Source organism: Streptomyces sp. NPDC043685 (assembly GCF_056436585.1).
Genome location: NZ_JBWKCH010000008.1, coordinates 357,924 through 384,665, shown reverse-complemented (window position 1 = coordinate 384,665; position 26,742 = coordinate 357,924). Strand labels below are relative to the sequence as shown.

The following is a 26,742-nucleotide window of genomic DNA, read 5'->3' as shown; positions in this document are numbered from 1 at the left end:
GCAGGGGAGCGTGGCCGGATCGACCACCGCCGAGCGCGGTGAACGCCAGCAGAGGTCGTCCGGCCCGCCGCCCGCGAGGCGCCTGCGGCGGCGCCACCTTCGGGTGATCGTCATCCTGGGCCTCGCCCTGGTCTTCGTCGGCATCCCGGGGGTCTGGCTGTTCTACGGCTCCGACTGGTTGCGCGCCGAGCACGTGTCGGTCTCCGGCACCCGGGTCCTGACACCGGCTCAGGTCGAGTCGGCCGCGGCGGTGCCCCTGGGCGATCCGCTGATTTCCGTCGACACCGATGCGATCGAGACGCGACTGCGCCGAAAATTGCCCCGAATTGACGCGGTTGACGTGGTCCGTTCCTGGCCCCACGGAATCGACCTGAAAGTGGTCGAGCGGACTCCGGTTCTGATTGTCCAAAAGGGCGGAAAGTTCGTCGAAGTGGACGACGAAGGTGTCCGTTTCGCCACGGTCTCCAGGGCGCCGAAAGGCGTACCCGCCCTGGAATTGACGCTCTCCCGGTCCAGCTCCGCCGCCGCGAGCCTGCGCCGCTTCGGCGAGTCCCGGCTGGTGCGCGAGGCGGTCGGCGTCGCCCGCGCGGTTCCGGACGCCGTCGCACGGGGCACACGGATCGTCAAGGTCCGTTCCTACGACGACATCTCGCTGGAGTTGAGGGACGGCCGCACGGTGGTCTGGGGAAGCAGCGAGAAGGGCGCCGCGAAGGCCCGTACGCTCACCGCTCTGATGAAAGCCTCGCCCGGTGCGCGGTACTTCGATGTGAGTGTCCCCACCGCGCCCGCGTCATCGGGGAGTTGACGCACATCAGCGCAGGCCAGCACCCTGGTTGGGCAGTGCTACGGCTGATCACATAGGGTGAAAAGAAAAACGGGAGGTTCGGCGTGTTCGTTGAACGTGCGCCACTTGTCGACTTAGTGTCCTGTTCAGAAGACTCCAAGGAACAGACACACTGGTAACCCTAAACTTCAGGGTTAGGGTTCGGGTCGGCGATACGGACCGTCCCATTCGGCATCAGTCGTCGGGTCGCGGGGCGCAGGGCGTCACGCTGATCCGTCGACACGTAACTCGAGGCGAGAGGCCTTCGACGTGGCAGCACCGCAGAACTACCTCGCAGTCATCAAAGTCATCGGTGTCGGCGGCGGTGGTGTCAATGCCATCAACCGGATGATCGAGGTCGGTCTCAAGGGCGTCGAGTTCATCGCCATCAACACCGACGCGCAAGCTCTGTTGATGAGCGACGCCGACGTCAAGCTGGACGTCGGCCGTGAACTCACCCGCGGACTCGGCGCCGGAGCCAACCCGGCCGTGGGCCGCAAGGCGGCCGAGGACCACCGCGAGGAGATCGAGGAGGTCCTCAAGGGGGCCGACATGGTCTTCGTGACAGCCGGTGAAGGCGGCGGCACCGGCACCGGCGGCGCGCCCGTCGTGGCCAACATCGCCCGCTCGCTCGGCGCCCTCACCATCGGCGTGGTCACGCGCCCGTTCACCTTCGAGGGACGGCGCCGCGCGAACCAGGCCGAGGACGGCATCGCCGAACTCCGCGAAGAGGTCGACACCCTCATCGTCATTCCGAACGACCGGCTGCTGTCCATCTCGGACCGCCAGGTCTCGGTCCTGGACGCCTTCAAGTCGGCCGACCAGGTCCTGCTCTCCGGTGTCCAGGGCATCACCGACCTCATCACCACCCCGGGCCTGATCAACCTCGACTTCGCCGACGTCAAGTCGGTCATGTCCGAGGCCGGCTCGGCCCTGATGGGCATCGGCTCGGCCCGCGGCGACGACCGCGCGGTGGCCGCCGCCGAGATGGCGATCTCCTCGCCGCTGCTGGAGGCGTCCATCGACGGCGCCCGCGGCGTGCTGCTCTCCATCTCCGGTGGCTCCGACCTCGGCCTGTTCGAGATCAACGAGGCCGCCCAGCTGGTGAGCGAGGCCGCCCACCCCGAGGCCAACATCATCTTCGGTGCGGTGATCGACGACGCCCTCGGCGACGAGGTCAGGGTCACCGTGATCGCGGCCGGCTTCGACGGCGGCCAGCCGCCCGCCAAGCGGGACAACGTCCTCGGCTCGTCCTCGGCCAAGCGCGAGGAGCCGGTCCCGGTCCGGCAGGCCGAGAGCCGCCCGTCCTTCGGCTCGCTCGGCAGCGTGACCCCGAAGGAGGACCCGGAGCCCGCGCCCGAGCCGGTCAAGGACATCCCGGTCGCCCCGCCGGTCCCGCCGGCGCCGCGGACCTACTCGGACAGCGCGGCCGAGGAACTGGACGTACCGGACTTCCTCAAGTGATCCTTCAGTCGTGATAGGACAGCGCGAAAGCGCGAGCGGCGCGCACTTCGGCTTCACCGACCGGTGGGGCGGGGTGAGCGCCGCTCCGTATGAGGAGCTCAACCTCGGCGGAGCGGTCGGCGACGACCCCGACGCCGTACGCACCAACCGGGACCTGGCCGCCAAGTCCCTCGGCGTCGAACCGGACCGGGTGGTCTGGATGAACCAGGTGCACGGGGCCGACGTGGCGGTGGTGGACGGACCGTGGGGATCGTCGACCGGGATCCCGTCGGTCGACGCGATCGTCACCACGCGCCGGGGCCTCGCCCTGGCCGTGCTCACCGCCGACTGCGTGCCGGTGCTGCTCGCCGACCCCGTCGCCGGTGTCGCCGCCGCGGCTCACGCGGGCCGGCCCGGCATGATCGCCGGGGTCGTCCCGGCCGCGGTGCGCGCGATGACCGACCTGGGCGCCGAGCCCTCCCGGATCGTCGCCCGCACCGGACCCGCCGTCTGCGGCCGGTGTTACGAAGTGCCGGAGGCGATGCGCGCCGAGGTCTCCGCCATCGAGCCGGCGGCGTACGCCGAGACCGGTTGGGGCACACCGGCGGTCGACGTGAGCGCCGGAGTGCACGCCCAGCTCGAACGGCTCGGGGTGCGCGACCGTCAGCAGTCGCCGGTGTGCACGCTGGAATCGCGCGACCACTTCTCGTACCGCCGCGACCGCACCACCGGTCGGCTCGCGGGCTATGTGTGGCTGGACTGATAGGGCATGACGGACCGTAAGGACGAACTCGCCGCGAATCTGGCGAAGGTGGAACGGCGTATCGCCGACGCGTGCGCGGCCGCGGGGCGGGCACGCGAGGAGGTGACCCTGATCGTGGTCACCAAGACCTATCCGGCGAGCGACGTGCGGATCCTCGCGGAACTCGGCGTGCGGCACGTCGCCGAGAACCGCGACCAGGACGCGGCCCCCAAGGCCGAGGCCTGCTCGGATCTGCCCCTCACCTGGCACTTCGTGGGTCAACTCCAGACCAACAAGGTGCGATCTGTGGTCAATTACGCGGATTTCGTGCAGTCCGTCGATCGTTCCAAGCTGGTGGCCGCCCTGTCGAAGGAGGCCGCCCGGGCCGGGCGCGAACTGGGGTGCCTGCTCCAGGTCGCACTCGACGCCGGGGTCAGCGGCCGGGGCGAGCGTGGCGGCACCGGGCCCGACGGCATCGGGGAGTTGGCCGATCTCGTGGCCGGCGCGCCCGGGCTCCGGCTCGACGGGCTGATGACCGTCGCGCCGCTCACCGGGGAGTACGCGGGTCGCCAACAGGCCGCCTTCGAGCGGTTGATGGATTTGTCGACCGACCTGCGCCGGAGTCATCCGGCTGCCACCATGGTCTCGGCAGGGATGAGTACGGACCTCGAGCAGGCCGTGACGGCCGGAGCGACACATGTACGCGTCGGCAGCGCGGTACTCGGAGTCCGCCCCAGGCTCGGGTAACGTCGCCAAGAAGTCGGACCACAGCAGAAAATATGGTCATTGCCGCCGATAGGCGGATTCAAGGACCACGTGGATCGCGGGCACTTGGCAGTCGTCAGCCGATCCACCACAGAGCGGAGGACTCAGAGCATGGCCGGCGCGATGCGCAAGATGGCGGTCTACCTCGGCCTCGTGGAGGACGATGGGTACGACGGCCGCGGATTCGACCCCGACGACGACTTCGAACCCGAACTGGACCCGGAGCCCGAGCGGGACCACCGACGGCACGAGCCGTCCCACCAGCCGCACGTCTCACATCAGCCCCAAAGGGACGAAGAGGTACGAGTCGTACAGCCGCCCGCGCCGCGCGAACCGGTCGCCCGTTCCGCTTCGCTCCCCGCGGAATCCAGCCGCCCGGCGCGCATCGCGCCCGTGGCATCCATCACACAAGAACGCGCAAACCTGGAGAAGAACGCACCGGTGATCATGCCCAAGGTCGTGTCCGAACGAGAGCCTTACCGGATCACCACGCTTCACCCACGGACCTACAACGAGGCCCGTACCATCGGGGAACACTTCCGTGAAGGCACCCCGGTGATCATGAATCTGACTGAGATGGACGACACAGATGCGAAGCGACTTGTCGACTTTGCGGCCGGTCTGGTGTTTGGTCTTCACGGCAGTATCGAGCGGGTGACGCAGAAGGTGTTCCTGTTGTCGCCTGCTAACGTCGATGTCACGGCGGAGGACAAGGCCCGCATCGCAGAGGGCGGGTTCTTCAACCAGAGCTGAGACGCACCACCGGATACAGCAGCACGGACCAGGGAACAGGGGAGAGGGAAGCACCAGTCATGAGCGTGGTCTTGCAAGTTCTCTACATCGCGCTGATGGTCTTCCTCATCGTGCTCATCTTCCGGTTGGTCATGGACTACGTCTTCCAGTTCGCCCGCTCGTGGCAACCCGGCAAGGCGATGGTGGTCGTTCTGGAGGCCACCTACACTGTCACCGATCCACCGCTCAAGCTTCTGCGGCGGGTCATTCCGCCGCTGCGTCTCGGGGGCGTGGCGCTCGACCTGTCCTTCTTCGTACTGATGATCATCGTCTACATCCTGATCACGCTCGTGCGGAACGCGATGTGAGCGATGTGACAGATACGGTCTTGCCGAATGCCGACGACTACGTTGAGGTGAAGAGATGCCGTTGACCCCCGAGGACGTGCGGAACAAGCAGTTCACGACCGTCCGCCTCCGAGAAGGCTATGACGAGGACGAGGTCGATGCCTTCCTCGATGAGGTCGAAGCCGAACTGACCCGCCTGCTCCGTGAGAACGAGGACCTGCGCGCCAAACTGGCCGCGGCCACGCGCGCTGCCGCGCAGAACCAGCAGAACATGCGCAAGCCTCCGGAGCAGCAGGATCAGCAGCAGCAGCAACAGCAGCAGGGCATGCGAGGTCCGGGTGGACCCGTTCCCGCCGGCATATCGGGCCCGCCGCAGCAGCAGATGGGTGGCCCCATGGGTGGTCCGCCCCAGCTGCCGAGCGGTGCCCCGCAGCTGCCCGCCGGTCCCGGCGGTCAGGGTGGACCCCAGGGTCCCGGCCCGATGGGCCAGGGTCCGGGTCCGATGGGCCAGCCCCCGATGCAGCAGCAGATGGGCGGCCCCATGGGCGGCCCCGGCCCGATGGGCGGCCCGATGGGCGGCCCCGGTCAGCAGGGTCCCGGTGGCGACAGCGCCGCCCGTGTCCTCTCGCTGGCCCAGCAGACCGCCGACCAGGCGATCGCGGAGGCCCGTTCCGAGGCCAACAAGATCGTCGGCGAGGCCCGTTCGCGTGCCGAGGGTCTGGAGCGTGACGCCCGTGCCAAGGCCGACGCCCTGGAGCGGGACGCGCAGGAGAAGCACCGCGTCGCGATGGGCTCCCTGGAGTCCGCCCGCGCCACGCTGGAGCGCAAGGTCGAGGACCTGCGCGGCTTCGAGCGCGAGTACCGCACGCGCCTGAAGTCGTACCTGGAGTCGCAGCTGCGTCAGCTGGAGACCCAGGCGGACGACTCGCTGGCCCCGCCGCGCACTCCGGCGACCGCGTCCCTCCCGCCGTCCCCGGCGCCTTCCATGGCTCCGGCCGGCGCGAGTGCCCCGTCCTACGGCGGCAACCAGACGATGGGCGGAGCCCCTTCGCCGTCCGGTCCGTCCTACGGCGGCCAGCAGCAGATGTCGCCGGCGATGACCCAGCCGATGGCGCCGGTGCGTCCGCAGGGCCCGTCCCCGATGGGTCAGGCGCCCTCGCCGATGCGGGGCTTCCTGATCGACGAGGACGACAACTGACGGCCTGATGGCCAGTAGTACGGCGTAGACGTCGGCAGCGTTCAGGGCGAGGCCCCGGGTTCCACCCGGGGCCTCGCCCTTTTTGCGCGTGCGTGCGAGTCCGGCGCAGCCGTGTTCGGGCGTACGCCCTCGCGTTCGTGCGTACGCAACGCCGAAGGCCCGGGCCCGCCAAGATCTTTGGCGGGCCCGGGCCTTCGGGCTGTCCGGCCGGGAGGTTACGCCTTGCGCAGGCGGAACGTCAGGGACAGGCCCTCGTCCGTGAACGGCTCGCCGTAGCCGCCGTCCGCCTCGCCCTGGGCGAAGTCCGTGGCGAGGACCTCGTCGGCGATCAGGCCGGCGTGGTCGGTCAGTGCCTCGGCCGTGGCCCGGTCCGTGGCCGTCCAGCGCAGCGCGATGCGGTCGGCCACGTCGAGGCCGCTGTTCTTGCGGGCCTCCTGGATCAGGCGGATCGCGTCACGGGCCAGACCGGCACGGCGCAGCTCCTCCGTGATCTCCAGGTCCAGGGCGACCGTCGCACCCGCGTCGGACGCCACCGACCAGCCCTCGCGCGGGGTCTCGGTGATGATGACCTCGTCGGGAGCCAGCGTGATGGTCTCGCCGTCGACCTCGACCGAGGCCGTGCCCTCGCGCAGCGCCAGGGACAGCGCGGCCGCGTCCGCGTGGGCGACGGCCTTGGCCACGTCCTGGACGCGCTTGCCGAACCGCTTGCCGAGCGCGCGGAAGTTGGCCTTCGCCGTGGTGTCGACCAGGCTGCCGCCGACCTCGCTCAGCGTCGCCAGGGACTCGACGTTCAGCTCCTCCGTGATCTGCGTGCGCAGTTCGGCGTCCAGCGTCTCGAAGCCGGTCGCCGCGATCAGCGCGCGGGACAGCGGCTGACGCGTCTTGACGCCCGACTCCGCGCGCGTGGCACGGCCCAGCTCCACCAGGCGGCGCACCAGCACCATCTGCTTCGACAGCTCCGGGTCGATGGCGGTGAGGTCCGCCTGCGGCCAGGACGACAGGTGGACCGACTCCACAGCGCCGGGCGTCACCGGGACGATCAGGTCCTGCCACACCCGCTCGGTGATGAACGGGGTCAGCGGGGCCATGAGCTGCGTCACGGTCTCGACGACCTCGTGCAGTGTGCGCAGGGCCGCCTTGTCGCCCTGCCAGAAGCGGCGACGGGAACGGCGCACGTACCAGTTGGACAGGGCGTCGACGAACGCGGACAGCAGCTTGCCGGCGCGCTGGGTGTCGTAGGTGTCCAGCGCCTGGGTGACCTGGTCGGTGAGGGCGTGCAGTTCGGACAGCAGCCAGCGGTCCAGGACCGGACGGTCGGCGGGGGCCGGGTCGGCCTCGGACGGTGCCCAGCCCGTCGTACGGGCGTACAGGGCCTGGAAGGCCACCGTGTTCCAGTACGTGAGGAGCGTCTTGCGGACGACCTCCTGGATCGTGCCGTGGCCCACGCGGCGGGCCGCCCACGGGGAGCCGCCGGCCGCCATGAACCAGCGGACCGCGTCGGCGCCGTGCCGGTCCATGAGCGGGATCGGCTCCAGGGTGTTGCCCAGGTGCTTGGACATCTTGCGGCCGTCCTCGGCGAGGATGTGACCGAGACAGACCACGTTCTCGTACGAGGACTTGTCGAAGACCAGCGTGCCGACGGCCATCAGGGTGTAGAACCAGCCGCGGGTCTGGTCGATGGCCTCGCAGATGAACTGCGCCGGGTAGCGGGTCTCGAAGAGCTCCTTGTTCTTGTACGGGTAGCCCCACTGCGCGAACGGCATCGAGCCCGAGTCGTACCAGGCGTCGATCACCTCGGGCACGCGCGTGGCGGTCTTGCCGCAACCGCCCTGCGGGCAGGCGAAGGTGACCTCGTCGATGAACGGGCGGTGCGGGTCGAGGCCCGACTGGTCGGTGCCGGTCAGCTCCGTCAGCTCCGCGAGGGATCCGGCGCAGGTGAGGTGGTCGTCCTCGCAGCGCCAGATGGGCAGCGGGGTGCCCCAGTAGCGGTTGCGGGACAGCGCCCAGTCGATGTTGTTGTTCAGCCAGTCGCCGTAGCGGCCGTTCTTCACGGTGTCCGGGAACCAGTTGGTGCCCTCGTTCTCCGCCAGGAGACGGTCCTTGAGCGCCGTGGTGCGGATGTACCAGGAGGGCTGCGCGTAGTAGAGCAGCGCGGTGTGGCAGCGCCAGCAGTGCGGGTAGCTGTGCTCGTACGGGATGTGCTTGAAGAGCAGGCCGCGGCTGTCGAGGTCGGCGGTGAGCTTCTCGTCGGCCTTCTTGAAGAAGACGCCGCCGACGAGCGGGACGTCCTCCTCGAAGGTGCCGTCCGGGCGGACCGGGTTCACCACCGGCAGGCCGTAGGAGCGGCAGACCTTGAGGTCGTCCTCACCGAAGGCGGGGGACTGGTGGACCAGACCGGTGCCGTCCTCGGTGGTGACGTACTCGGCGTTGACGACGTAGTGCGCCGGCTCCGGGAACGCGACCAGCTCGAAGGGGCGCCGGTAGGTCCAGCGCTCCATCTCGGCGCCGGTGAAGGTCTGGCCGGTGGTCTCCCAGCCCTCGCCGAGGGCCTTGGCGAGCAGCGGCTCGGCGACGACGAGCTTCTCCTCACCGTCGGTCGCGACGACGTAGGTGACCTCGGGGTGGGCGGCGACGGCGGTGTTGGACACCAGGGTCCACGGGGTCGTCGTCCACACCAGGAGGGCGGCCTCGCCGGCGAGCGGGCCGGAGGTGAGCGGGAAGCGGACGAAGACCGAGGGGTCGACGACCGTCTCGTAGCCCTGCGCCAGCTCGTGGTCGGACAGACCCGTGCCGCAGCGGGGGCACCAGGGGGCGACGCGGTGGTCCTGGACCAGCAGGCCCTTGTTGAAGATCTCCTTCAGCGACCACCAGACCGACTCGATGTACTCGGGGTCCATCGTGCGGTACGGGTCCTGGAGGTCGGTCCAGTAGCCCATGCGGGTCGTGAGCTCTTCGAAGGCGTCCGTGTGCCGGGTCACCGACTCGCGGCACTTCTCGTTGAAGGCCGCGATGCCGTACGCCTCGATGTCCTGCTTGCCGGAGAAGCCGAGCTCCTTCTCGACGGCGAGTTCCACCGGGAGGCCGTGGCAGTCCCAGCCGGCCTTGCGGGCGACGTGGTAGCCGCGCATGGTGCGGAACCGGGGGAAGACGTCCTTGAAGACGCGGGCCTCGATGTGGTGGGCGCCGGGCATGCCGTTGGCGGTGGGCGGGCCCTCGTAGAACACCCACTCGGGGCGGCCCTCGGACTGCTCCAGGCTCTTGGCGAAGATCTTCTGCTCGCGCCAGAAGTCGAGCACGGCGTGCTCGAGGGCGGGCAGGTCGACCTGGGCGGGTACCTGGCGATACGTCGGCGATGTCATCAGCGGGCTTCCTCCGGCGGACTTGCTGCCTTCCGTCCGGAGGGACGAGAGCTACGTCTGCCTGCGCCGCCTTCGGCGCGCTCCCGCGGTACCACCCTCCTTGGCCCTCCGGCACGGGGTGTGGCCGGTGAGCCCCCTCATTGGGGTCGCGATGCCGGGTCTACTGGCCGCTGCCTCGCGGCTGCGGCGTTCTTCCGGCGGCTCCGGGGTGATCTTCACGTCGCGCTGGCCCCCGGGCTTCCACCGTCCCCGGGTCGCTCTGGGCTGCCTACGCCGCTACTCGTCCCCATCCACGCTTTTCGCTCCGCCCAGTGTACGGCGCCGGGCGGAGCGCGGCCGACCGGTTTTCGGGGCGGCGGCCGGGGAGGGGCCGACTGGGGTACGAAATGGGTTTGATGACACGAATGGCGCGGTATGGGTGTTCGGATCCTGGGACGCCCGGCCCGGCGGATTACCGGGCGGGGAGCTGGGCACAACGGATGCAGGTTCGCCGCGCGGCGTGCGCGAGGCGGGCGAATCGGGCGGTGTGCCCCGTTGCCGCGGGACTCGAGTCGATTTATCGTCCCAGCACGATTCGCGAGCAAGATCACAATATGTGAAGGGGCCGCGGCCATGGTGGCGAAGAAGACCGCCGTACAGCAGCCGGCGTCCGGCGGGTCCGCGGGAGCCTCCGGCGGTGCGGCCAAGGACGTGGGCGGGAAGAAGTCCGCCCAGGGGCGCCCGGTGGGGCATGGGGCGAAGGTGGCCGGGGGGACGAAGGCGACCGGGAAGAAGGTGACGGCCAAGAAGACCGCGGCCGAGAAGGCTGTGGCCGAGGGCGTCGGCGAGGAGGCCGTGGCGAGGAAGGCGGCGGCCGGGAAGTCCGCGGCGGGCCGGGCCCCGGGCGCCGAGGCAGGGCTGACCGAGGCGTCGGCCGGCAAGGCGACCGCGAGACCGGCGGCGGCCCGCCAGGGCAGCGCCGAGGCGGAGCCGGCCGGCAAGGCGACCGGAAGATCGGCCATGACCCGGAGAACCGGGTCCAGGGCTCCGGCCGAGAGGGCTTCGGCGGCCGAGGCGGAGGAAGGGAACGCGTCGGCCGGGAAGGCATCCGGCGAGAAGGCAGGGGCCGTCACGGCCCCCACCGGGAAGGCCTCGGTCAGCAGGTCGGCGGCCAAGAAGACCTCCCGGGCCGGGAAAGCCGAGACCGGGAAAGCCGAGGCCTGGGACGCCGTAGCGGGGGAGCCGCCGGTCAAGAGGGCCTCCCGGGCCGAACGGGCCGCGGTGAGGAAGGCGGCGGTTCAAAAGACCCCCGTGGTGGGGAAGACCTCCCGGGCTGGGAAGGCCGTCGCCGGAAAGGACGAGACGGGGAAGGCGGCAGCCGAGAGGTCCTCCCCGGCCAGGAAAACCGCCGCGGCCCAGACGACCGAGGCCGGGAAGGCGGCCGCCGGGAAGAAGGGTGCCGCCGGGAAGGGTGCGGCCGCACAGGCCGCCGGCGGCGGGAGCACCACCACGAAGAGCGCGGCCGGGAAGGGCACCGCCCGGACCGGCGCGGTCACACAGGACACGGCCGCGAGCACGGCCAAGACGGCGGGTGCGGCCGAGGCCGCGCAGCAGACGGGAGCGACGACGGTGGTTGCGAAGAAGACTCCTGGCACGGCCACGGCGGCGAAGACCGCCGTTCCGAAGGCACGGGTCGCCGCGGCGGAGCCCGGTGAGCTCGCCGTACGCCCGGGCGAGGACCCCTGGACGGCGGAGGAGGTCGAGGAGGCGCGGTCCGAGCTCACGTCGGAGGAGACCCGGCTGCGTGAGGAGATCACGTCGTCGGAGCGGTCGCTGGCGGGTCTGATGCGGGACTCCGGGGACGGCGCGGGCGACGACCAGGCGGACACCGGCACGAAGAACATCACCCGTGAGCACGAGCTGGCCCTGGCCGCCAACGCGCGCGAGATGCTCCTCCAGACCGAGCGCGCCCTGGAGCGCCTGCACGCCGGCACCTACGGCCTGTGCGAGAACTGCGGCAACGCCATCGGCAAGGCCCGCATGCAGGCCTTCCCCCGGGCCACCCTGTGCGTGGAGTGCAAGCAGAAGCAGGAGCGCCGGTACTGACCACCGCCGAATGCCTCCTGAGCACGTGCGACGTACGGGGTGTGCCGTACCCTCGTGCTCAGTCAGGCACCTAGGTTGAGGGACTCACGTGGCAGAGGCGGAGCGCATCATCGGTACGCCGGACACACCGGACGCGGTCGGCGGCGGCACGGAGCGGCCCGGCTCCGAGGGCACCCCGGCCGGCGAGCCCGGCACCGGCCCGACGGCCGCCGGGGCGCCCGGTGCCGACGAGCCGGAGACCGGAGCCGGACGGCCCAGGGGCAGGCGCCGGATCGCGGTGCTGTTCGCCGTCGCCGCGTTCGCGTACGCCCTCGACCTGATCAGCAAGATGATCGTGGTGGCCAAGCTGGAGCACCACCCGCCCATCGAGATCGTCGGGGACTGGCTGAAGTTCGAGGCGATCCGCAACGCGGGCGCGGCCTTCGGCTTCGGCGAGGCCTTCACGGTGATCTTCACCATGATCGCGGCGGCCGTGATCGTGGTGATCGCCCGCCTCGCCCGCAAGCTCTACAGCCTGCCCTGGGCGATCGCACTGGGCCTGCTGCTCGGCGGTGCGCTGGGCAACCTCACCGACCGGATCTTCCGGGCGCCGGGCGTCTTCGAGGGCGCGGTCGTGGACTTCATCGCGCCCAAGCACTTCGCCGTGTTCAACCTGGCGGACTCGGCGATCGTGTGCGGCGGCATCCTGATCGTGCTGCTGTCGTTCAAGGGCCTCGACCCGGACGGCACCGTCCACAAGGACTGAGCGGCCCGGGTTTTCCACAGGCTCGTACGGGCGTGGCGGAGCCGTCCGGCATACTCGACGGGTGAGCACGATTCCCGAGATCCGTACCCTGCCCGTGCCCGACGGCCTGGAGGGCGAGCGCGTCGACGCCGCCATCTCCCGCATGTTCGGCTTCTCCCGCACCAAGGCGGCCGAGCTCGCCGCCTCGGGGAAGGTCACGGTCGACGGGTCGGTGGTCGGCAAGTCGGAGCGCGTGCACGGCGGCGCCTGGCTGGAGGTCGAGATGCCGCAGGCGCCCGCTCCGGTGCAGGTCGTGGCCGAGCCGGTCGAGGGCATGGAGATCGTGCACGACGACGACGACGTGGTCGTGATCGTCAAGCCGGTCGGGGTCGCCGCGCACCCGTCGCCGGGCTGGACCGGGACGACCGTCATCGGAGGCCTCGCCGCCGCCGGGTACCGCATCTCCACCTCCGGTGCCGCCGAGCGCCAGGGCATCGTGCACCGGCTCGACGTGGGCACGTCCGGACTGATGGTGGTCGCCAAGTCGGAGTACGCGTACACCTCGCTCAAGCGCCAGTTCAAGGAGCGCACGGTCGACAAGCGGTACCACACCCTCGTCCAGGGCCACCCCGACCCGACCAGCGGCACCATCGACGCGCCCATCGGGCGGCACCCCCACCACGACTACAAGTGGGCCGTCACCGCCGAGGGCAAGCCGTCCGTCACGCACTACGACCTCATCGAGGCGTTCCGCGCGGCCTCCCTGCTCGACGTGAAGCTGGAGACCGGCCGCACGCACCAGATCCGTGTCCACATGGCCGCCCACCGGCACCCCTGCGTGGGCGACCTCACCTACGGCGCCGACCCGACGCTCGCCAAGCGCCTGGGCCTGACCCGCCAGTGGCTGCACGCCGTGCGGCTCGGCTTCGAGCACCCCGGTGACGGTCAGTGGGTGGAGTTCTCCTGCGACTACCCGGAGGACCTGTCCAAGGCCCTGGAGCAGGTCCGCGAGGAGACGTACGCGTGAACACCCCGTACGTCGTGCGGGTCGCCGGGGAACCGGCCGACCTGGAGGCGTGCTTCGCGGTGCGCAAGGACGTCTTCGTCGGTGAGCAGGGCGTGCCGGAGGACATCGAGTACGACGCGTACGACGCCGGCGCGGTCCATGTGCTGGCGGTCCGGGAGGACGGCGTGCCGCTCGGGACCGGCCGGCTGCTGCACGGGGAGGCGGCCGTCGCCCAGACCGGGGCCGGCCCCCTGGTGGGCTCCCTCGGCCGGCTCGCCGTGGCCGCCCCCGCGCGCGGGCTCGGTGTCGGGGCCGCCCTGGTGCGGGCCATCGAGGACGCGGCCCGCGCGCGGGGTCTCACGGCCGTGGATCTGCACGCCCAGACGCACGCGCTGGGCTTCTACGAGCGGCTCGGCTACGAGCCGTACGGGCCGGAATATCTGGAGGCGGGCATTCCGCACCAGGGGATGCGGCGCTCGCTTTAGCCCCTCCTGGCGGGTGCCGAAACGGTTTGTCCCGGGAGTTGCGTGGCAGGCTTGAGAGCAGTCGTGTGAACATTTGACCTCCCGGAGCGCTGAGCGTGGATCAGTTGGCCCTGCTGTTCGTGCTGTTGGTCGGGGCCGTGATCAGTGTCCCGGTGGGCGATCGTTTCGCGGTTCCCGCGCCGGTGCTGATGACGCTGCTGGGGATAGTCCTCGCGCTGCTCCCGTTCGTCCCGAACGTCGAGATCCCGCCGGACCTGATCCTGCCGCTGCTGCTGCCGCCCCTGCTGTACGCCGCTGTACGGCGCACCTCCTGGCGGCAGTTCGCGGCGAACAAGAGGCCGATCTTCCTGCTGGCCGTGGCGCTGGTCTTCGTCACCATGGCCTGCGTGGCCGCCGTGGCCGACGCGATCGTGCCGGGGCTGCCGCTCGCCGCGGCGTTCGCGCTGGGCGCGCTCGTGGCGCCGCCGGACCCGGTCGCGGCGACCGCCGTGGCCGGACAGCTGGGGCTGCCGCGCCGCCTGGTGTCGATCCTGGAGGGCGAGGGGCTGTTCAACGACGTGACGGCCATCGTCCTGTACCACGTGGCGATCGCCGCCGCCGTCAGCGGGACGTTCTCGCCCTGGAAGGCCGGGCTCGACCTGGTGCTGTCGGCCGTGGTGGCGGTGGCCGTGGGCCTCGCGCTCGGCTGGGGCGCCAACAAGCTGATGGAGGTGCTCGGCGACGCCACCCTGCAGATCGGGCTGACCCTGCTCGTGCCCTACGCCGCGTACGTCATGGCCGAGGAACTGCACGGCTCGGGCGTGCTCGCCGTGCTCACCACCGCGCTGTTCCTCGCGGAGTACGGCTCGGACGCCGACGACGTGATGACGCGGCTGGCCGGGCACACGTTCTGGAACATCGTCGACACGCTCGTCACCGGCGTCGCCTTCGGGCTGGTCGGTCTCGAACTGCACAACGCCATCCGCACGGCCTCCGGGCGGTGGGGCGAGCTGCTGTGGTGGGCGGCGGTGGTGGTGGCCGTCGTGGTGTTCGCCCGGCTCCTGTGGCTGCTGCCGGCGACCTGGCTGACCAAGCGGCTGCACGCGCGGCGGGACTACGACGAGGACATCCCGGTGAGCTGGCGCGAGACCCTGGTGATGTGGTGGTCGGGGATGCGCGGGGTGGCCTCGGTGGCGCTGGTGCTGGCGATCCCGCTGGAGACCGACACGGGCGCGCCGTTCCCGAGCCGGGACGAGATCATCTTCATCGCCTTCGGCGTGATCATGGCGACGCTGGTGCTCCAGGGACTCACCTTGCCGTGGCTGGTGCGGCGGCTCGGCGTGAAGGCCGACACGGACCAGGAGAAGGAGTTCGCGAAGGCGCTGGCCATCCGGGCGGCCAAGGCGGCGAAGCAGCGGCTGCGGGAGATCGAGGACAACGAGGAAGTGCCGGAGGAACTGTCCGAGCAGATGCTGCGGCGGGCCTACGACATCGGGGTGCGCATCAGTCCCGAACTCGCGGAGGACGAGCGGCGGGAGGCCTACCGGGAGGGCGCCCGGCGGGTGAAGCGGGTCCGGCGCATCCAGCAGGAGATGCTGAGCGCGGCGCGGCACGAGGTGCTGGCGGCGCGCAGCGAGCCCGGGGCGGATCCCGAGGTGGTCGACCGGGTGCTGCGGCACCTGGACGTGCGCAGCCTGCGGTGAACCGGCCTCCGGGGATGCCGGGTTGACGGTGGGCGGACGGGGAGTCGTAGGGTCGTCCACATGGCACGGAACGTGGTGATCAGTGGTGGGGGTACGGGAATCGGGCTGGCGGCGGCCCGGGTGTTCGCCGCGGGCGGGGACCGGGTGCTGCTGCTCGGGCGGCGGGCCGAGGTGCTGGAGAAGGCCGAGGTGCCCGGCGCGCTGACGTACGCGGCCGATCTCGCCGAACCGGAGGACGTGCGTGGTGTCGCCGCCTTCGTGGAGCGGGAGTTGGGGGCCGTGGACGTGCTCGTGCACAGCGCCGGGGGCAGCGGGCTGCTCGAACCGGACGCCCCGGGCGACGACCCGCTCGCGGCGGTCGCGCACACCTGGAGCGTGAACTTCCGGCTCAACACCCTCACGGCCGTCCTGCTCACCGAGGCGCTCAAGCCGCGGCTCGCCGAGCCCGGCGGCCGGGTGCTGTTCCTCGGCTCCATCGCCGCCTACCGCGGATCCGGGAGCGGCGCGTACGCGGCGGCCAAGGCGGGGCTGCACCCCTACACCCACGATCTGGCCCGGGAGCTGGGGCCGCGGGGCATCACCGTGAACGTGGTCGCGCCCGGCTACATCGAGGACACCGAGTTCTTCGGGGACGCGATGGCCGAGGAGCGGCGTGCCCGGCTCATCGGCGAGACGTCGAACGGGCGGGCCGGGACCCCGGGGGACGTCGCCGAGACCCTGCACTGGCTGGCCTCCCGGGACGCCGGGCACATCACCTCGCAGATCATCCAGGTCAACGGCGGCGCCGAGCGCGGCCACTGAACCCACGGACGGCGAAAGGGCCGGCCGCGTCGCGGCCGGCCCTCCTCGTGCGTGCTGTCGATCGTCAGCGGTCCGGCCGTCCCGAGCCGTTTCCGTGGTAGCGGCGCTGCTGGGCCGGCACGGCCTGCGGGGACGGGCGGTGGCCGTTGCTCCCGCGAGACGGCGCGAGAACCGCGTCCGCCGTGTTGACCCGCGGCAGGGCATAGGGGTGCTCCCGGGTCAGCCAGCGGATCATCTCCTCGCGGACCGTGACTCGCACCGTCCATATGTCGTCCGCGTCCTTGGCCGTCACCAGGGCCCGCACCTGCATGGTGTTCGGGGTGGTGTCCGTGACGCACAGGTTGTAGGCGCGGCCGTCCCAGGCCGGGCACTCGCGCAGGATGTCGCGGAGCTTGTCGCGCATCGCCTCCACGGGGGCGTTGTGGTCGACGTGCCAGAACACGATGCCCGTCATCTGCGGGGTGCCGCGCGACCAGTTCTCGAACGGCTTGGACGTGAAGTACGACACCGGCATGGTGATGCGGCGCTCGTCCCAGGTGCGGACGGTCAGGAAGGTCAGCGTGATCTCCTCGACCGTGCCCCACTCGCCGTCCACCACCACCGTGTCCCCGATGCGCACCATGTCGCCGAAGGCGATCTGGAAGCCCGCGAACATGTTGCTCAGCGTGGACTGCGCGGCGACACCGGCCACGATGCCGAGGATGCCGGCCGAGGCCAGCAGCGAGGCACCGGCCGCCTTGAACGCCGGGAAGGTCAGCAGCATGCTCGCCGCGGCCACCACGCCGACGATCGCGGACACGACCCGCATGATCAGCGTCACCTGGGTGCGCACGCGGCGGACCCGGGCCGGGTCCCGGTGGACCCGGGCATGGGCGTACCGGCTGTAGGACGTCTCGACGATCGCCGCCGCGATCCGGATGATCAGCCAGGCGGTCGACCCGATCAGCACCAGGGTCAGTGCTCGGCCGACGGCCTCCTCGCGGCTCTGCAGCAGTTGCGCCTGGTCGTACGAGCCTCTCAGCAGGGCGGCGCACAACACGAGCTGGTACGGGATGCGGGCACGGCGTAGCAGCCCCCACAGCGGGGTGTCGTGATGCCGTTCGTCGGCCTTGCGCAGAAGGAAGTCGGTGGCCCAGCCGATCACCAGCGTGAGCACGACCGAGCCACCGACCACGAGCAGCGGTCGTAGCAGGTTCTCCATGCCCCCGAACCTAACCGGCTCCCGGGGGCATGAACATGTGACTTCTGTTGCGTCCTGGGTAGTGCCGGGAAGCCGGGGACTCACACCCGGCTGGCACCATGGCCTCTATGAACATCATGCTCTTTCACTCGACCTTCGGACTGCGGCCCGCGGTGCTCCAGGCCGCTGACCGGCTGCGATCGGCCGGACACGAGGTGTGGACCCCCGACCTCTTCGAGGGGCGCACCTTCGAGGGCGTCGAGGAAGGCATGGAGCACAAGGAGAAGATCGGCAAGGAGGAGCTGCTGAAGCGGGCCGTGCTGGCCGCCGCGCCCTACTCCGAGCGCGGGCTGGTGTACGCCGGTTTCTCGCTCGGCGCCTCCATCGCCCAGACCCTGGCCCTCGGCGACGACAAGGCGCGCGGCCTGCTCCTGCTGCACGGCACCTCGGACATCGCGCCCGACGTCACGGCACCGGAACTGCCGGTCCAGCTGCACGTGGCCGAGCCGGACCCCTTCGAGACGGACGACTGGCTCAGCGCCTGGTACCTCCAGATGGGCCGCACCGGCGCCGACGTCGAGGTGTACCGCTACGCCGGGGCCGGTCACCTGTACACCGACCCCGACCTGCCGGACTACGACGCCGAGGCCGCCGAGGCCACCTGGCGGGTGGCACTCGGCTTCCTGGAGACGCTGTAGGAGATCACACCGGGTCGTAGGAGCGCTCGACCTTCTGCGTGCCGCTGCGGGTGCGGTACGAGCGGGACCACTTGGCGGTCGCGTCGCGCTCGGCGCGGTCGGAGATCACGTAGAAGTCCATCTGCGCGCGCTCGGCCGTGATGTCCAGCACACCGAAGCCGTGGCGGTCGGTGTCGACCCAGTGGACGTGCCGGTTGGCCGCGCGGATGACCGGGGCGGCGACCGCCGAGACGGTGCCCTCCGGGACCTTCACGATGTCGTCGAGGTTGTCCGAGGTGACCGAGGTGACGACGAACTCCGTGGCGGCCGACGGTGACAGCGGGTACGTGCCGGCGTCCACCGGCACGTCGTTGGCCCAGGCCATGTGGATGTCGCCGGTGAGGAAGACCGTGTTGCGGATCGCGTTGGCCCGCAGGTGCGCCAGGATCTCGCGGCGGTCGTCGGTGTAGCCGTCCCACTGGTCGGTGTTGAGGGCGAGGCCCTCCTGCGGCAGACCCAGCAGCTTGGCCAGCGGTTTGAGCAGGTCGGCGGAGAGCGAGCCGATGGCGAACGGCGAGATCATCACCGAGTTGCCGACCAGCCGCCAGGTGGTGTCGGAGGCCTTCAGGCCGGCCTTGAGCCAGTCGAGCTGGGCGCGGCCGGTGAGGGTGCGGTCCGGGTCGTCGACCCCGCCGTTGCCGACCTTGACCTGCTGCGAGCGGAAGGAGCGCAGGTCCAGCAGCGAGAGGTCGGCCAGCTTGCCGAAGCGCAGCCGGCGGTAGGTGGTGCCCGCGATGGCCGGGCGTACCGGCATCCACTCGAAGTACGCCTGCTTCGCGGCGGCCTGACGGGCCGCCCAGGCGCCCTCCGCGCCTTCCGTGTGGTTCTCCGCGCCGCCCGACCAGGTGTCGTTGGCGAACTCGTGGTCGTCCCAGATCGCCACGACCGGGGCCGTCGCGTGCAGCGCCTGGAGGTCCGGGTCGGTCTTGTAACGGGCGTGCCGGACGCGGTAGTCGGCGAGGGTGACGATCTCGTGGGACGGGGCGTGCGGGCGGACGACCGTGCCGCGGGTGCCGTACTCGCCGGTGCCGTACTCGTAGATGTAGTCGCCCAGGTGCAGCCAGGCGTCCAGGTCGCCCCGGGCCGCGAGGTGCCGGTAGGGGGAGAAGTAGCCGGCCTCCCAGTTGGCGCAGGAGACCACGCCGAAGCGCAGGCCGTGGACGGCGGCGTCGTGTGCCGGGGCGGTGCGGGTGCGCGCGGCGGGGGAGTCGGTGCCGCCGGCGGAGAAGCGGAACCAGTAGTCGGTGCCCGGCCGGAGGCCGCGGACGTCGGCCTTCACGGTGTGGTCGGAGGCCGACGTGGCGGTGGTGGAGCCCTTGGCGACGACGGTGGTGAACGCCTTGTCCTCGGCGACGACCCAGCTCACCTCGGTGTCCGGGCCGATGCCGGAGCCGGGTATCGCCTCCGGCACCGGGGTGACGCGGGTCCACAGCAGGATGCCGTCCGGCAGCGGGTCACCGGAGGCCACGCCGTGCAGGAAGGCGGGTGCCTGGTCCACGGCGCGCGCCGGCAGGGTCGCCGCCAGCGGCCCGGCCAGGACAGCGGTCGCCGCCGCGGCCTTGACGACCGAACGGCGGCGCGGGGTGAGGGAGTTGATGCCCTCTGACGTATTCGATGATCTGTATCGACTGGTCACGACCGATCAGGTTACTGCTCGGTATGAACCGCGGTGGGCGAACCGCGGAAGTTCGCCCACTGTTCGAGCAAGGTTCCTCACGCCCGCCCGGCCGGCCCGCGCGCGGCGTCCTGCCGTGCCCCGGCGGGCGGGCGCGCGGGGCGACCGGGCGGTCCCGCTACTTCTTGAGCGCGGCGTCGATCGCCGTGGTGAAGTCCTGGGGCGTCATCGGGGCGCCGTCGCTGTTGCTGCCGGTGATCTTCTTGCCGTCCATGAGCAGCGTCGGCGTGCCCTGGAACTTGTACTTCTTGCCGTCGGCGTCGAACTTCTCGCCCATGACCAGCGCCCACTTGTCGTAGGTGCCCTTCTTCACGGCCGTCTGGAACTTCTTGTTGTCCTTCAGGGCGTCGACCGAGTTCGCCACCTTGATCAGGTAGTCGTCGTCCTTGAACTTGTCCTCGGTCTCCGAGGGGTGGTACTTCGTCGAGTACAGCGCGGTCTTGTACTCGAGGAACGCCTCGGGGCCGACGTTCAGGGCGGCACCGAGCGCGCTGAGGGCGTTCTTGGAGCCCACGCCCGGCACGTTGTTGTCGATGAACGTCGCGCCGACGAACTGGATCTTGTACTTGCCGTCCTCCAGGCCCTTGTCGACGGTCGAGCCGACGGCCTGCTCGAACGCGGCGCAGGCCGGGCAGCGCGGGTCCTCGTACATGACGAGGGTCTTCTTCGCGCTGTCCTTGCCGAGGACGACCGTGGTGCCGTCCTTGCCCGATGTGTTCGCCGGCTTGACGAGCTTGGCGTCCTTCGCGGCGTCCCATCCGTCGGGCTTGTTGGCCTGGACGACCGCGTAGCCGATGCCGCCGGCTATCGCCAGGACGCCGACGATGGAGCAGGCGACGATGACCTGCCGCTTGGTCTTCGCCCGCTTGGCCTCGCGCTCGCGCTCGATGCGCAGCCGCTCACGGGCCGCCGTCTTCGCCGTCTGGCTGTTGCGCTTGCTCATGGTGATGTTCTCCGTGGGGGACGCGCACAGCTGTAGGTGCGCACTGGGTGAGGGGGACTGCCGGTGCTCGAGAGCGCCTCATGCGAAGGCGGGTGAGCACGGCGGTCCGCGCCGCCCCAGGGAGTGCGCGAGGATCCGGTCGCGCGCGGTGGGCGTGCGGTCGGCGGCCCGGGCCGGCAGGCACCGCCCGGCCGGGGTCCGCTCCACGGCGACCGCGGCGGCCGCCAGCAGCAGCGGCCGGAACGTCGTCGCCGTCACCGCCCGCAGCAGCTGGGCCAGGGCCCGCTCGCCGCGGCGCAGCCAGACGGCTGCGAGGAGCCCGACGCCGATGTGGGCGCCGAGCAGCAGCCAGGCGGTGGCGGGGTCGGCGTGGACGACCGCGGCCGCCAGCCGTTCGGTGCCGGTGGCCCCGGCCATCCGGGCCAGGGGCGTGCCCACCTCGCCGCCGCCGCAGAGCACGTCCAGGCCGACCGAGCGCAGGGGGCCGGTGACCGGGCCGCCCGCCCGGCCGTAACAGGCGTGCTGCCCCGTGGTGAACACCGTGTCGGCGGCCAGCTCCAGCGGGATCAGCAGCGCCGCGATCCTCCCGAAGGAACGCTCGCGGCCGGCCAGGGCGAACGCGATCACGAACACCGAGGTGGTGACCGCGGCCACCGTGCCCATCGGCAGCGGGACCCGGGACAGCAGCACGTGCGACGCGGTGCTGAGCGTCACGACGACGGCCGTGAACAGCGCCGCGCGTACGGCTCTGAGCTGGATCCCGGATATGTCCATAGCGAGAGGAGTGTGTCATGGGGGCCGGTAAGGGACCCCTAAAGGATGCCTGTGAGTGAGCGGATGCCCCGGGCCGGTTACAGACCCGGAATCCTTCCGTTGCGGAACAGGTCGACGAAGGTCTGGTGGTCCGCACGCGCGCGGGCGCCGTAGCGGTGCGCGAAGTCGACCAGCAGCGGCGCGAAGCCCTCCTCGTCGGCCGCGAGCGCCGCGTCGATGGCCCGCTCCGTGGAGAACGGCACCAGGGACTCCCCGGACTGGTCGTCCGCCGCCGAGTGCATCGTGGCCGTCGCCCGGCCGAGGTCGGCCACCACCTGGGCGATCTCCTCCACGTCGTCGATGTCGCCCCAGTCGAGGTCCACGGCGTACGGCGAGACCTCGGCGACCAGCTGGCCCGCCCCGTCCAGCTCGGTCCAGCCCAGCCACGGGTCGGCGTGCGCCTGGAGGGCGCGCTGGGAGATGACCGTGCGGTGCCCCTCGTGCTGGAAGTACGCGCGGATCGCCTGGTCCGTGATGTGCCGGGAGACGGCCGGGGTCTGGGCCTGCTTGATGTAGATCACGACGTCGTTCTCCAGGGCGTCGCTGTGCCCCTCCAGCAGGATGTTGTAGGAGGGCAGGCCCGCCGAGCCGATGCCGATGCCGCGCCGGCCGACGACGTCCTTCACACGGTAGGAGTCCGGGCGGGTCAGCGAGCTGTCGGGCAGCGTCTCCAGATAGCCGTCGAAGGCGGCGAGGACCTTGTAGCGCGTGGCCGCGTCCAGCTCGACGGCGCCGCCGCCCGCCGCGAAACGGCGCTCGAAGTCACGGATCTCCGTCATCGAGTCCAGCAGGCCGAAGCGGGTCAGCGAGCGGGCGTCACGCAGCACGTCCAGCAGCGGCCCCTGGGCCGTGTCCAGCGTGAACGGCGGCACCTCGTCGCTCTTCGCGCCCGTGGCCAGGGCGCGGATCCGCTCGCGGTACGCGCCCGCGTACACCCGCACCAGCTCGCTGATCTGCTCGTCGCCGAGGGCCTTCGCGTAGCCGATCAGCGCGATGGAGGCGGCGAAGCGCTTCAGGTCCCAGGTGAAGGGGCCGACGTAGGCCTCGTCGAAGTCGTTGACGTTGAAGATCAGGCGGCCGGTGGCGTCCATGTACGTGCCGAAGTTCTCCGCGTGCAGATCGCCGTGGATCCACACCCGGGACGTCCGGTCGTCCAGGTAGGGGCCGCCCCGCTGCGACCCGAACTCATCGGACACGGTGAGATCGTGGTAGAAGAGGCTCGCCGTCCCCCGGTAGAAGGCGAAGGCCGAGGCCGCCATCTTGCGGAACTTCACCCGGAAAGCGGCCGGGTCGGCGGCCAGCAGCTGGCCGAAGGCGGTGTCGAAGACGGCGAGGATCTCCTCACCGCGGTGCTCGTCGTCGAGCTGCGGGAACGACATCGCTGGGTGCCTCCTGGTGCGAACGTCTCAGGGCGGCAGGTCCGCCCCGAGGCCTAACGTGCGGCGGGTCACGGGAGTGCCCGCGAACCCTCGCACGAAGGTACGCGGGTCAGCCCTCCGGGTGTCAGTGCCGAGGCATAGACTTCGACGCTGTCCCCCGGACTGTCCGCAGCCTGCCGGACCCCGTTCGACCGTCGTTCCCCTGGAGGCCGCAGCCGTGTCAAAGCCGCCGTTCACGCACCTGCACGTCCACACCCAGTACTCGCTGCTGGACGGTGCCGCGCGGCTGAAGGACATGTTCAACGCGTGCAACGAGATGGGCATGACGCACATCGCCATGTCCGACCACGGCAACCTCCACGGCGCGTACGACTTCTTCCACACCGCCCAGAAGTCCGGAGTGACCCCGATCATCGGGATCGAGGCGTATGTCGCCCCCGAGTCCCGGCGCAACAAGCGCAAGATCCAGTGGGGCCAGCCGCACCAGAAGCGGGACGACGTCTCCGGCTCCGGCGGTTACACCCACAAGACGATGTGGGCGGTGAACTCGACCGGCCTGCACAACCTCTTCCGGCTCTCCTCCGACGCCTACGCCGAGGGCTGGCTGCAGAAGTGGCCCCGGATGGACAAGGAGACCATCGCCCAGTGGTCGGAGGGGATCGTGGCCTCCACCGGCTGCCCCTCCGGCGAGGTCCAGACCCGGCTGCGCCTGGGCCACTTCGACGAGGCCCTGAAGGCCGCCGCCGACTACCAGGACATCTTCGGCAAGGACCGCTATTTCCTGGAGCTGATGGACCACGGCATCGAGATCGAGCACCGGGTCCGCGACGGCCTGCTGGAGATCGGCAAGAAGCTCGGCATCCCCCCGCTGGTCACCAACGACTCGCACTACACGTACGCGCACGAGGCGACCGCCCACGACGCGCTGCTGTGCATCCAGACCGGCAAGAACCTCTCCGACCCGGACCGCTTCAAGTTCGACGGCACCGGCTACTACCTGAAGTCCACGGACGAGATGTACGCCATCGACTCCTCGGACGCCTGGCAGGAGGGCTGCGCCAACACCCGTCTGATCGCCGAGATGGTCGACACCACGGGCATGTTCCAAAAGCGCGACCTGATGCCCAAGTTCGACATCCCCGAGGGCTACACCGAGGTCAGCTGGTTCCGCGAGGAGACCCTGCGCGGCATGCACCGCCGCTTCCCGGACGGCATCCCGGACGACCGCATGAAGCAGGTCGAGTACGAGATGGACACCATCATCTCGATGGGCTTCCCGGGCTACTTCCTCGTGGTGGCCGACTTCATCATGTGGGCCAAGAAGCAGGGCATCGCGGTCGGCCCCGGCCGAGGCTCCGCGGCCGGTTCGATCGTCGCCTACGCCCTCGGCATCACCGACCTCGACCCCATCCCGCACGGCCTGATCTTCGAGCGGTTCCTCAACCCCGAGCGCATCTCCATGCCCGATGTCGACATCGACTTCGACGAGCGCCGGCGCGTCGAGGTGATCCGCTACGTGACGGAGAAGTACGGCGCCGACAAGGTCGCCATGATCGGCACGTACGGCACCATCAAGGCCAAGAACGCGATCAAGGACTCCGCGCGCGTGCTGGGCTACCCGTACGCGATGGGCGACCGCATCACCAAGGCCATGCCCGCCGACGTCCTCGGCAAGGGCATCAACCTCGACGGCATCACCAACCCCGAGCACCCCCGCTACTCGGAGGCGGGCGAGGTCCGGGCGATGTACGAGAACGAGCCGGACGTGAAGAAGGTCATCGACACCGCCAAGGGCGTCGAGGGCCTGGTCCGGCAGATGGGCGTGCACGCCGCCGGCGTGATCATGTCCAGCGAGACCATCACCGACCACGTGCCCGTCTGGGTCAGGCACACGGACAAGGTCACCATCACGCAGTGGGACTACCCGAGCTGCGAGTCGCTCGGCCTGCTGAAGATGGACTTCCTGGGCCTGCGCAACCTGACGATCATGGACGACGCCGTCAAGATGGTGAAGTCCAACAAGGGGATCGACATCGATCTCCTGAGCCTCCCGCTCGACGACCCCACGACCTTCGAACTGCTCCAGCGCGGCGACACCCTCGGCGTCTTCCAGTTCGACGGCGGCCCCATGCGCTCCCTGCTCCGGCTGATGAAGCCGGACAACTTCGAAGACATCTCCGCCGTGTCGGCCCTGTACCGCCCGGGCCCCATGGGCATGAACTCCCACACGAACTACGCGCTGCGCAAGAACGGCCAGCAGGAGATCACGCCCATCCACCCCGAGCTGGAGGAGCCGCTCAGGGAGGTCCTGGACGTCACCTACGGCCTGATCGTCTACCAGGAGCAGGTGCAGAAGGCCGCCCAGATCATCGCCGGCTACTCGCTCGGCGAGGCCGACATCCTCCGCCGCGTGATGGGCAAGAAGAAGCCCGAGGAACTGGCGAAGAACTTCGTCCTCTTCCAGGAGGGCGCCCGCAAGAAGGGCTTCAGCGACGAGGCCATCCAGGCGCTGTGGGACGTGCTGGTCCCCTTCGCCGGCTACGCGTTCAACAAGGCGCACTCCGCCGCGTACGGACTGGTCTCCTACTGGACCGCGTACCTGAAGGCGAACCACCCCGCCGAGTACATGGCCGCGCTGCTCACCTCCGTGAAGGACGACAAGGACAAGTCGGCCGTCTACCTCAACGAGTGCCGCCGCATGGGCATCAAGGTGCTCCCGCCGGACGTCAACGAGTCGATGTCCAACTTCGCGGCCCAGGGCGACGACGTGATCCTCTTCGGCCTGTCCGCCGTCCGCAACGTCGGCACCAACGTGGTCGAGTCGATCATCCGGTGCCGCAAGGCCAAGGGGAAGTACGTCTCCTTCCCGGACTACCTCGACAAGGTGGAGGCGGTGGTCTGCAACAAGCGCACCACCGAATCGCTGATCAAGGCCGGCGCCTTCGACGCCATGGGCCACACCCGCAAGGGCCTCACCGCGCACTACGAGCCGATGATCGACAACGTGGTCGCGGTCAAGCGCAAGGAGGCCGAGGGGCAGTTCGACCTCTTCGGCGGCATGGGCGAGGCCGAGACCAGCGAGCCGGGCTTCGGGCTCGACGTGGAGTTCTCCACCGACGAGTGGGACAAGACCTATCTGCTCGCCCAGGAGCGGGAGATGCTCGGTCTGTACGTCTCCGACCACCCGCTGTTCGGCCTGGAGCACATCCTGTCCGACAAGGCCGACGCCGGTATCTCCCAGCTGACCGGCGGTGAGCACTCCGACGGCGCGGTCGTCACCATCGGCGGCATCATCTCGGGCCTCCAGCGCAAGATGACCAAGCAGGGCAACGCCTGGGCCATCGCCACCGTCGAGGACCTCGCCGGCTCGATCGAGTGCATGTTCTTCCCCGCGACCTACCAGCTCGTCTCGACCCAACTCGTCGAGGACGCCGTGGTGTTCGTCAAGGGCCGCCTCGACAAGCGCGAGGACATCCCGCGGCTCGTCGCGATGGAGCTGATGGTGCCGGACCTGTCCAACGCGGGCACCAACGCGCCCGTGGTCCTCACCATCCCGGCCACCCGGGTCACCCCGCCGCTGGTCAGCCGCCTCGGGGAGGTCCTCAGCCACCACAAGGGCGACAGCGAGGTCCGGATCAAGCTCCAGGGCCCGACCAAGACGACCGTGCTGCGGCTGGACCGGCACCGGGTGAAGCCCGACCCGGCGCTCTTCGGCGACCTGAAGGTGCTGCTCGGGCCGTCCTGCCTGGCCGGGTGACACCACTGCCGGCCCCGTAGGGCTCTCGACGCACTCGAGGGGCGTACCCGTCACCGGGTACGCCCC

At 70.3% G+C, this 26,742-nt stretch carries 21 protein-coding genes; 15 read left to right on the top strand and 6 right to left on the bottom strand.

Annotation, left to right across the window (positions count from 1 at the left end; genetic code table 11):
- Positions 1–10: 10 nt before the first annotated feature.
- The 7 genes from AC0665_RS27180 to AC0665_RS27150 all read left to right on the top strand — a co-directional run bounded on the left by AC0665_RS27180 (position 11) and on the right by AC0665_RS27150 (position 6,050).
- A complete protein-coding gene (locus AC0665_RS27180; RefSeq protein ID WP_478705956.1) occupies positions 11–805 on the top strand; it encodes a cell division protein FtsQ/DivIB in 795 nt (264 codons plus the stop codon).
- A 288-nt stretch (positions 806–1,093) separates the two neighbouring features.
- The gene (gene ftsZ, locus AC0665_RS27175; protein WP_363120075.1) at positions 1,094–2,287 is read left to right on the top strand and encodes a cell division protein FtsZ; all 1,194 of its coding nucleotides are present in this window, start codon (positions 1,094–1,096) and stop codon (positions 2,285–2,287) included.
- Positions 2,288–2,297: 10 nt separating this feature from the next.
- Positions 2,298–3,029, top strand: a complete 732-nt coding sequence (gene pgeF, locus AC0665_RS27170) for a peptidoglycan editing factor PgeF (RefSeq protein WP_478509903.1) — start codon at positions 2,298–2,300, stop codon at positions 3,027–3,029.
- Positions 3,030–3,035: 6 nt separating this feature from the next.
- The gene (locus AC0665_RS27165; protein ID WP_478705955.1) at positions 3,036–3,755 is read left to right on the top strand and encodes a YggS family pyridoxal phosphate-dependent enzyme; all 720 of its coding nucleotides are present in this window, start codon (positions 3,036–3,038) and stop codon (positions 3,753–3,755) included.
- A 129-nt stretch (positions 3,756–3,884) separates the two neighbouring features.
- Complete coding sequence (locus tag AC0665_RS27160) at positions 3,885–4,526, top strand: cell division protein SepF (protein WP_363120078.1); 642 nt, start codon at positions 3,885–3,887, stop codon at positions 4,524–4,526.
- A 59-nt stretch (positions 4,527–4,585) separates the two neighbouring features.
- A complete protein-coding gene (locus AC0665_RS27155) occupies positions 4,586–4,873 on the top strand; it encodes a YggT family protein (protein ID WP_033312669.1) in 288 nt (95 codons plus the stop codon).
- Between the two features lie 55 nt (positions 4,874–4,928).
- A complete protein-coding gene (locus AC0665_RS27150; protein ID WP_468637400.1) occupies positions 4,929–6,050 on the top strand; it encodes a DivIVA domain-containing protein in 1,122 nt (373 codons plus the stop codon).
- Between the two features lie 215 nt (positions 6,051–6,265).
- Here AC0665_RS27150 and ileS read toward each other — a convergent pair whose 3' ends face one another.
- A complete protein-coding gene (ileS, locus tag AC0665_RS27145; RefSeq protein ID WP_478705954.1) occupies positions 6,266–9,409 on the bottom strand; it encodes an isoleucine--tRNA ligase in 3,144 nt (1,047 codons plus the stop codon).
- A gap of 612 nt (positions 9,410–10,021) precedes the next feature.
- On the opposite strand from ileS, the gene AC0665_RS27140 reads away from it, so the two are divergent.
- From AC0665_RS27140 to AC0665_RS27115, 6 genes are all read left to right on the top strand, one after another.
- Positions 10,022–11,494, top strand: coding sequence for a TraR/DksA C4-type zinc finger protein (locus AC0665_RS27140; RefSeq protein WP_478705953.1), 1,473 nt, complete (start codon positions 10,022–10,024; stop codon positions 11,492–11,494).
- 88 nt (positions 11,495–11,582) lie between these two features.
- Positions 11,583–12,239, top strand: coding sequence for a signal peptidase II (gene lspA, locus AC0665_RS27135; RefSeq protein WP_468637406.1), 657 nt, complete (start codon positions 11,583–11,585; stop codon positions 12,237–12,239).
- Positions 12,240–12,300: 61 nt separating this feature from the next.
- Positions 12,301–13,245, top strand: a complete 945-nt coding sequence (locus AC0665_RS27130; RefSeq protein ID WP_468411291.1) for an RluA family pseudouridine synthase — start codon at positions 12,301–12,303, stop codon at positions 13,243–13,245.
- Entirely contained in the window at positions 13,242–13,709 is a 468-nt protein-coding gene (locus tag AC0665_RS27125; RefSeq protein ID WP_478705952.1) for a GNAT family N-acetyltransferase, read from the top strand. The genes AC0665_RS27130 and AC0665_RS27125 overlap by 4 nt, the downstream gene beginning before the upstream one ends.
- Before the next feature lie 95 nt (positions 13,710–13,804).
- Positions 13,805–15,391, top strand: coding sequence for a Na+/H+ antiporter (locus tag AC0665_RS27120; RefSeq protein ID WP_468411287.1), 1,587 nt, complete (start codon positions 13,805–13,807; stop codon positions 15,389–15,391).
- A 60-nt stretch (positions 15,392–15,451) separates the two neighbouring features.
- Positions 15,452–16,192 (top strand): SDR family NAD(P)-dependent oxidoreductase, encoded by a 741-nt coding sequence (locus tag AC0665_RS27115; protein WP_478607352.1) that lies wholly within the window; start codon positions 15,452–15,454, stop codon positions 16,190–16,192.
- 64 nt (positions 16,193–16,256) lie between these two features.
- On the opposite strand, the gene AC0665_RS27110 is transcribed toward AC0665_RS27115, so the two are convergent.
- A complete protein-coding gene (locus AC0665_RS27110) occupies positions 16,257–17,393 on the bottom strand; it encodes a mechanosensitive ion channel family protein (protein WP_478607349.1) in 1,137 nt (378 codons plus the stop codon).
- Between the two features lie 107 nt (positions 17,394–17,500).
- Between AC0665_RS27110 and AC0665_RS27105 the strand changes: the two genes are divergently transcribed.
- The gene (locus AC0665_RS27105) at positions 17,501–18,070 is read left to right on the top strand and encodes a dienelactone hydrolase family protein (protein WP_478705951.1); all 570 of its coding nucleotides are present in this window, start codon (positions 17,501–17,503) and stop codon (positions 18,068–18,070) included.
- Positions 18,071–18,074: 4 nt separating this feature from the next.
- Here AC0665_RS27105 and AC0665_RS27100 read toward each other — a convergent pair whose 3' ends face one another.
- The 4 genes from AC0665_RS27100 to AC0665_RS27085 form a co-directional block, all read right to left on the bottom strand.
- Positions 18,075–19,745 carry an alkaline phosphatase D family protein gene (locus tag AC0665_RS27100; RefSeq protein ID WP_478705950.1) on the bottom strand — a complete coding sequence of 557 codons (1,671 nt, stop codon included), beginning with the start codon at positions 19,743–19,745 and terminating at the stop codon, positions 18,075–18,077.
- Between the two features lie 157 nt (positions 19,746–19,902).
- Positions 19,903–20,727, bottom strand: a complete 825-nt coding sequence (locus AC0665_RS27095; protein ID WP_478705949.1) for a thioredoxin domain-containing protein — start codon at positions 20,725–20,727, stop codon at positions 19,903–19,905.
- Between the two features lie 78 nt (positions 20,728–20,805).
- The gene (locus tag AC0665_RS27090; RefSeq protein WP_468637416.1) at positions 20,806–21,501 is read right to left on the bottom strand and encodes a hypothetical protein; all 696 of its coding nucleotides are present in this window, start codon (positions 21,499–21,501) and stop codon (positions 20,806–20,808) included.
- A gap of 77 nt (positions 21,502–21,578) precedes the next feature.
- Complete coding sequence (locus AC0665_RS27085; RefSeq protein WP_478607340.1) at positions 21,579–22,919, bottom strand: DUF2252 domain-containing protein; 1,341 nt, start codon at positions 22,917–22,919, stop codon at positions 21,579–21,581.
- Between the two features lie 217 nt (positions 22,920–23,136).
- Here AC0665_RS27085 and dnaE point away from each other — a divergent pair, with 217 nt between their 5' ends.
- Positions 23,137–26,676 (top strand): DNA polymerase III subunit alpha, encoded by a 3,540-nt coding sequence (dnaE, locus tag AC0665_RS27080; RefSeq protein WP_366051232.1) that lies wholly within the window; start codon positions 23,137–23,139, stop codon positions 26,674–26,676.
- The last annotated feature ends 66 nt before the right edge of the window (positions 26,677–26,742 follow it).

What these genes read in the sequence shown, in the direction of transcription:
- AC0665_RS27105 (WP_478705951.1), top strand. Translation starts at nt 17,501, where the DNA reads ATGAACATCATGCTCTTTCACTCGACCTTCGGACTGCGGCCCGCGGTG.
- AC0665_RS27155 (WP_033312669.1), top strand. Translation starts at nt 4,586, where the DNA reads ATGAGCGTGGTCTTGCAAGTTCTCTACATCGCGCTGATGGTCTTCCTC.
- AC0665_RS27110 (WP_478607349.1), bottom strand. Translation starts at nt 17,393, where the DNA reads ATGGAGAACCTGCTACGACCGCTGCTCGTGGTCGGTGGCTCGGTCGTG.
- AC0665_RS27150 (WP_468637400.1), top strand. Translation starts at nt 4,929, where the DNA reads ATGCCGTTGACCCCCGAGGACGTGCGGAACAAGCAGTTCACGACCGTC.
- AC0665_RS27165 (WP_478705955.1), top strand. Translation starts at nt 3,036, where the DNA reads ATGACGGACCGTAAGGACGAACTCGCCGCGAATCTGGCGAAGGTGGAA.
- ileS (WP_478705954.1), bottom strand. Translation starts at nt 9,409, where the DNA reads ATGACATCGCCGACGTATCGCCAGGTACCCGCCCAGGTCGACCTGCCC.
- AC0665_RS27115 (WP_478607352.1), top strand. Translation starts at nt 15,452, where the DNA reads ATGGCACGGAACGTGGTGATCAGTGGTGGGGGTACGGGAATCGGGCTG.
- AC0665_RS27090 (WP_468637416.1), bottom strand. Translation starts at nt 21,501, where the DNA reads ATGGACATATCCGGGATCCAGCTCAGAGCCGTACGCGCGGCGCTGTTC.
- AC0665_RS27160 (WP_363120078.1), top strand. Translation starts at nt 3,885, where the DNA reads ATGGCCGGCGCGATGCGCAAGATGGCGGTCTACCTCGGCCTCGTGGAG.
- AC0665_RS27085 (WP_478607340.1), bottom strand. Translation starts at nt 22,919, where the DNA reads ATGTCGTTCCCGCAGCTCGACGACGAGCACCGCGGTGAGGAGATCCTC.
- AC0665_RS27140 (WP_478705953.1), top strand. Translation starts at nt 10,022, where the DNA reads ATGGTGGCGAAGAAGACCGCCGTACAGCAGCCGGCGTCCGGCGGGTCC.
- AC0665_RS27095 (WP_478705949.1), bottom strand. Translation starts at nt 20,727, where the DNA reads ATGAGCAAGCGCAACAGCCAGACGGCGAAGACGGCGGCCCGTGAGCGG.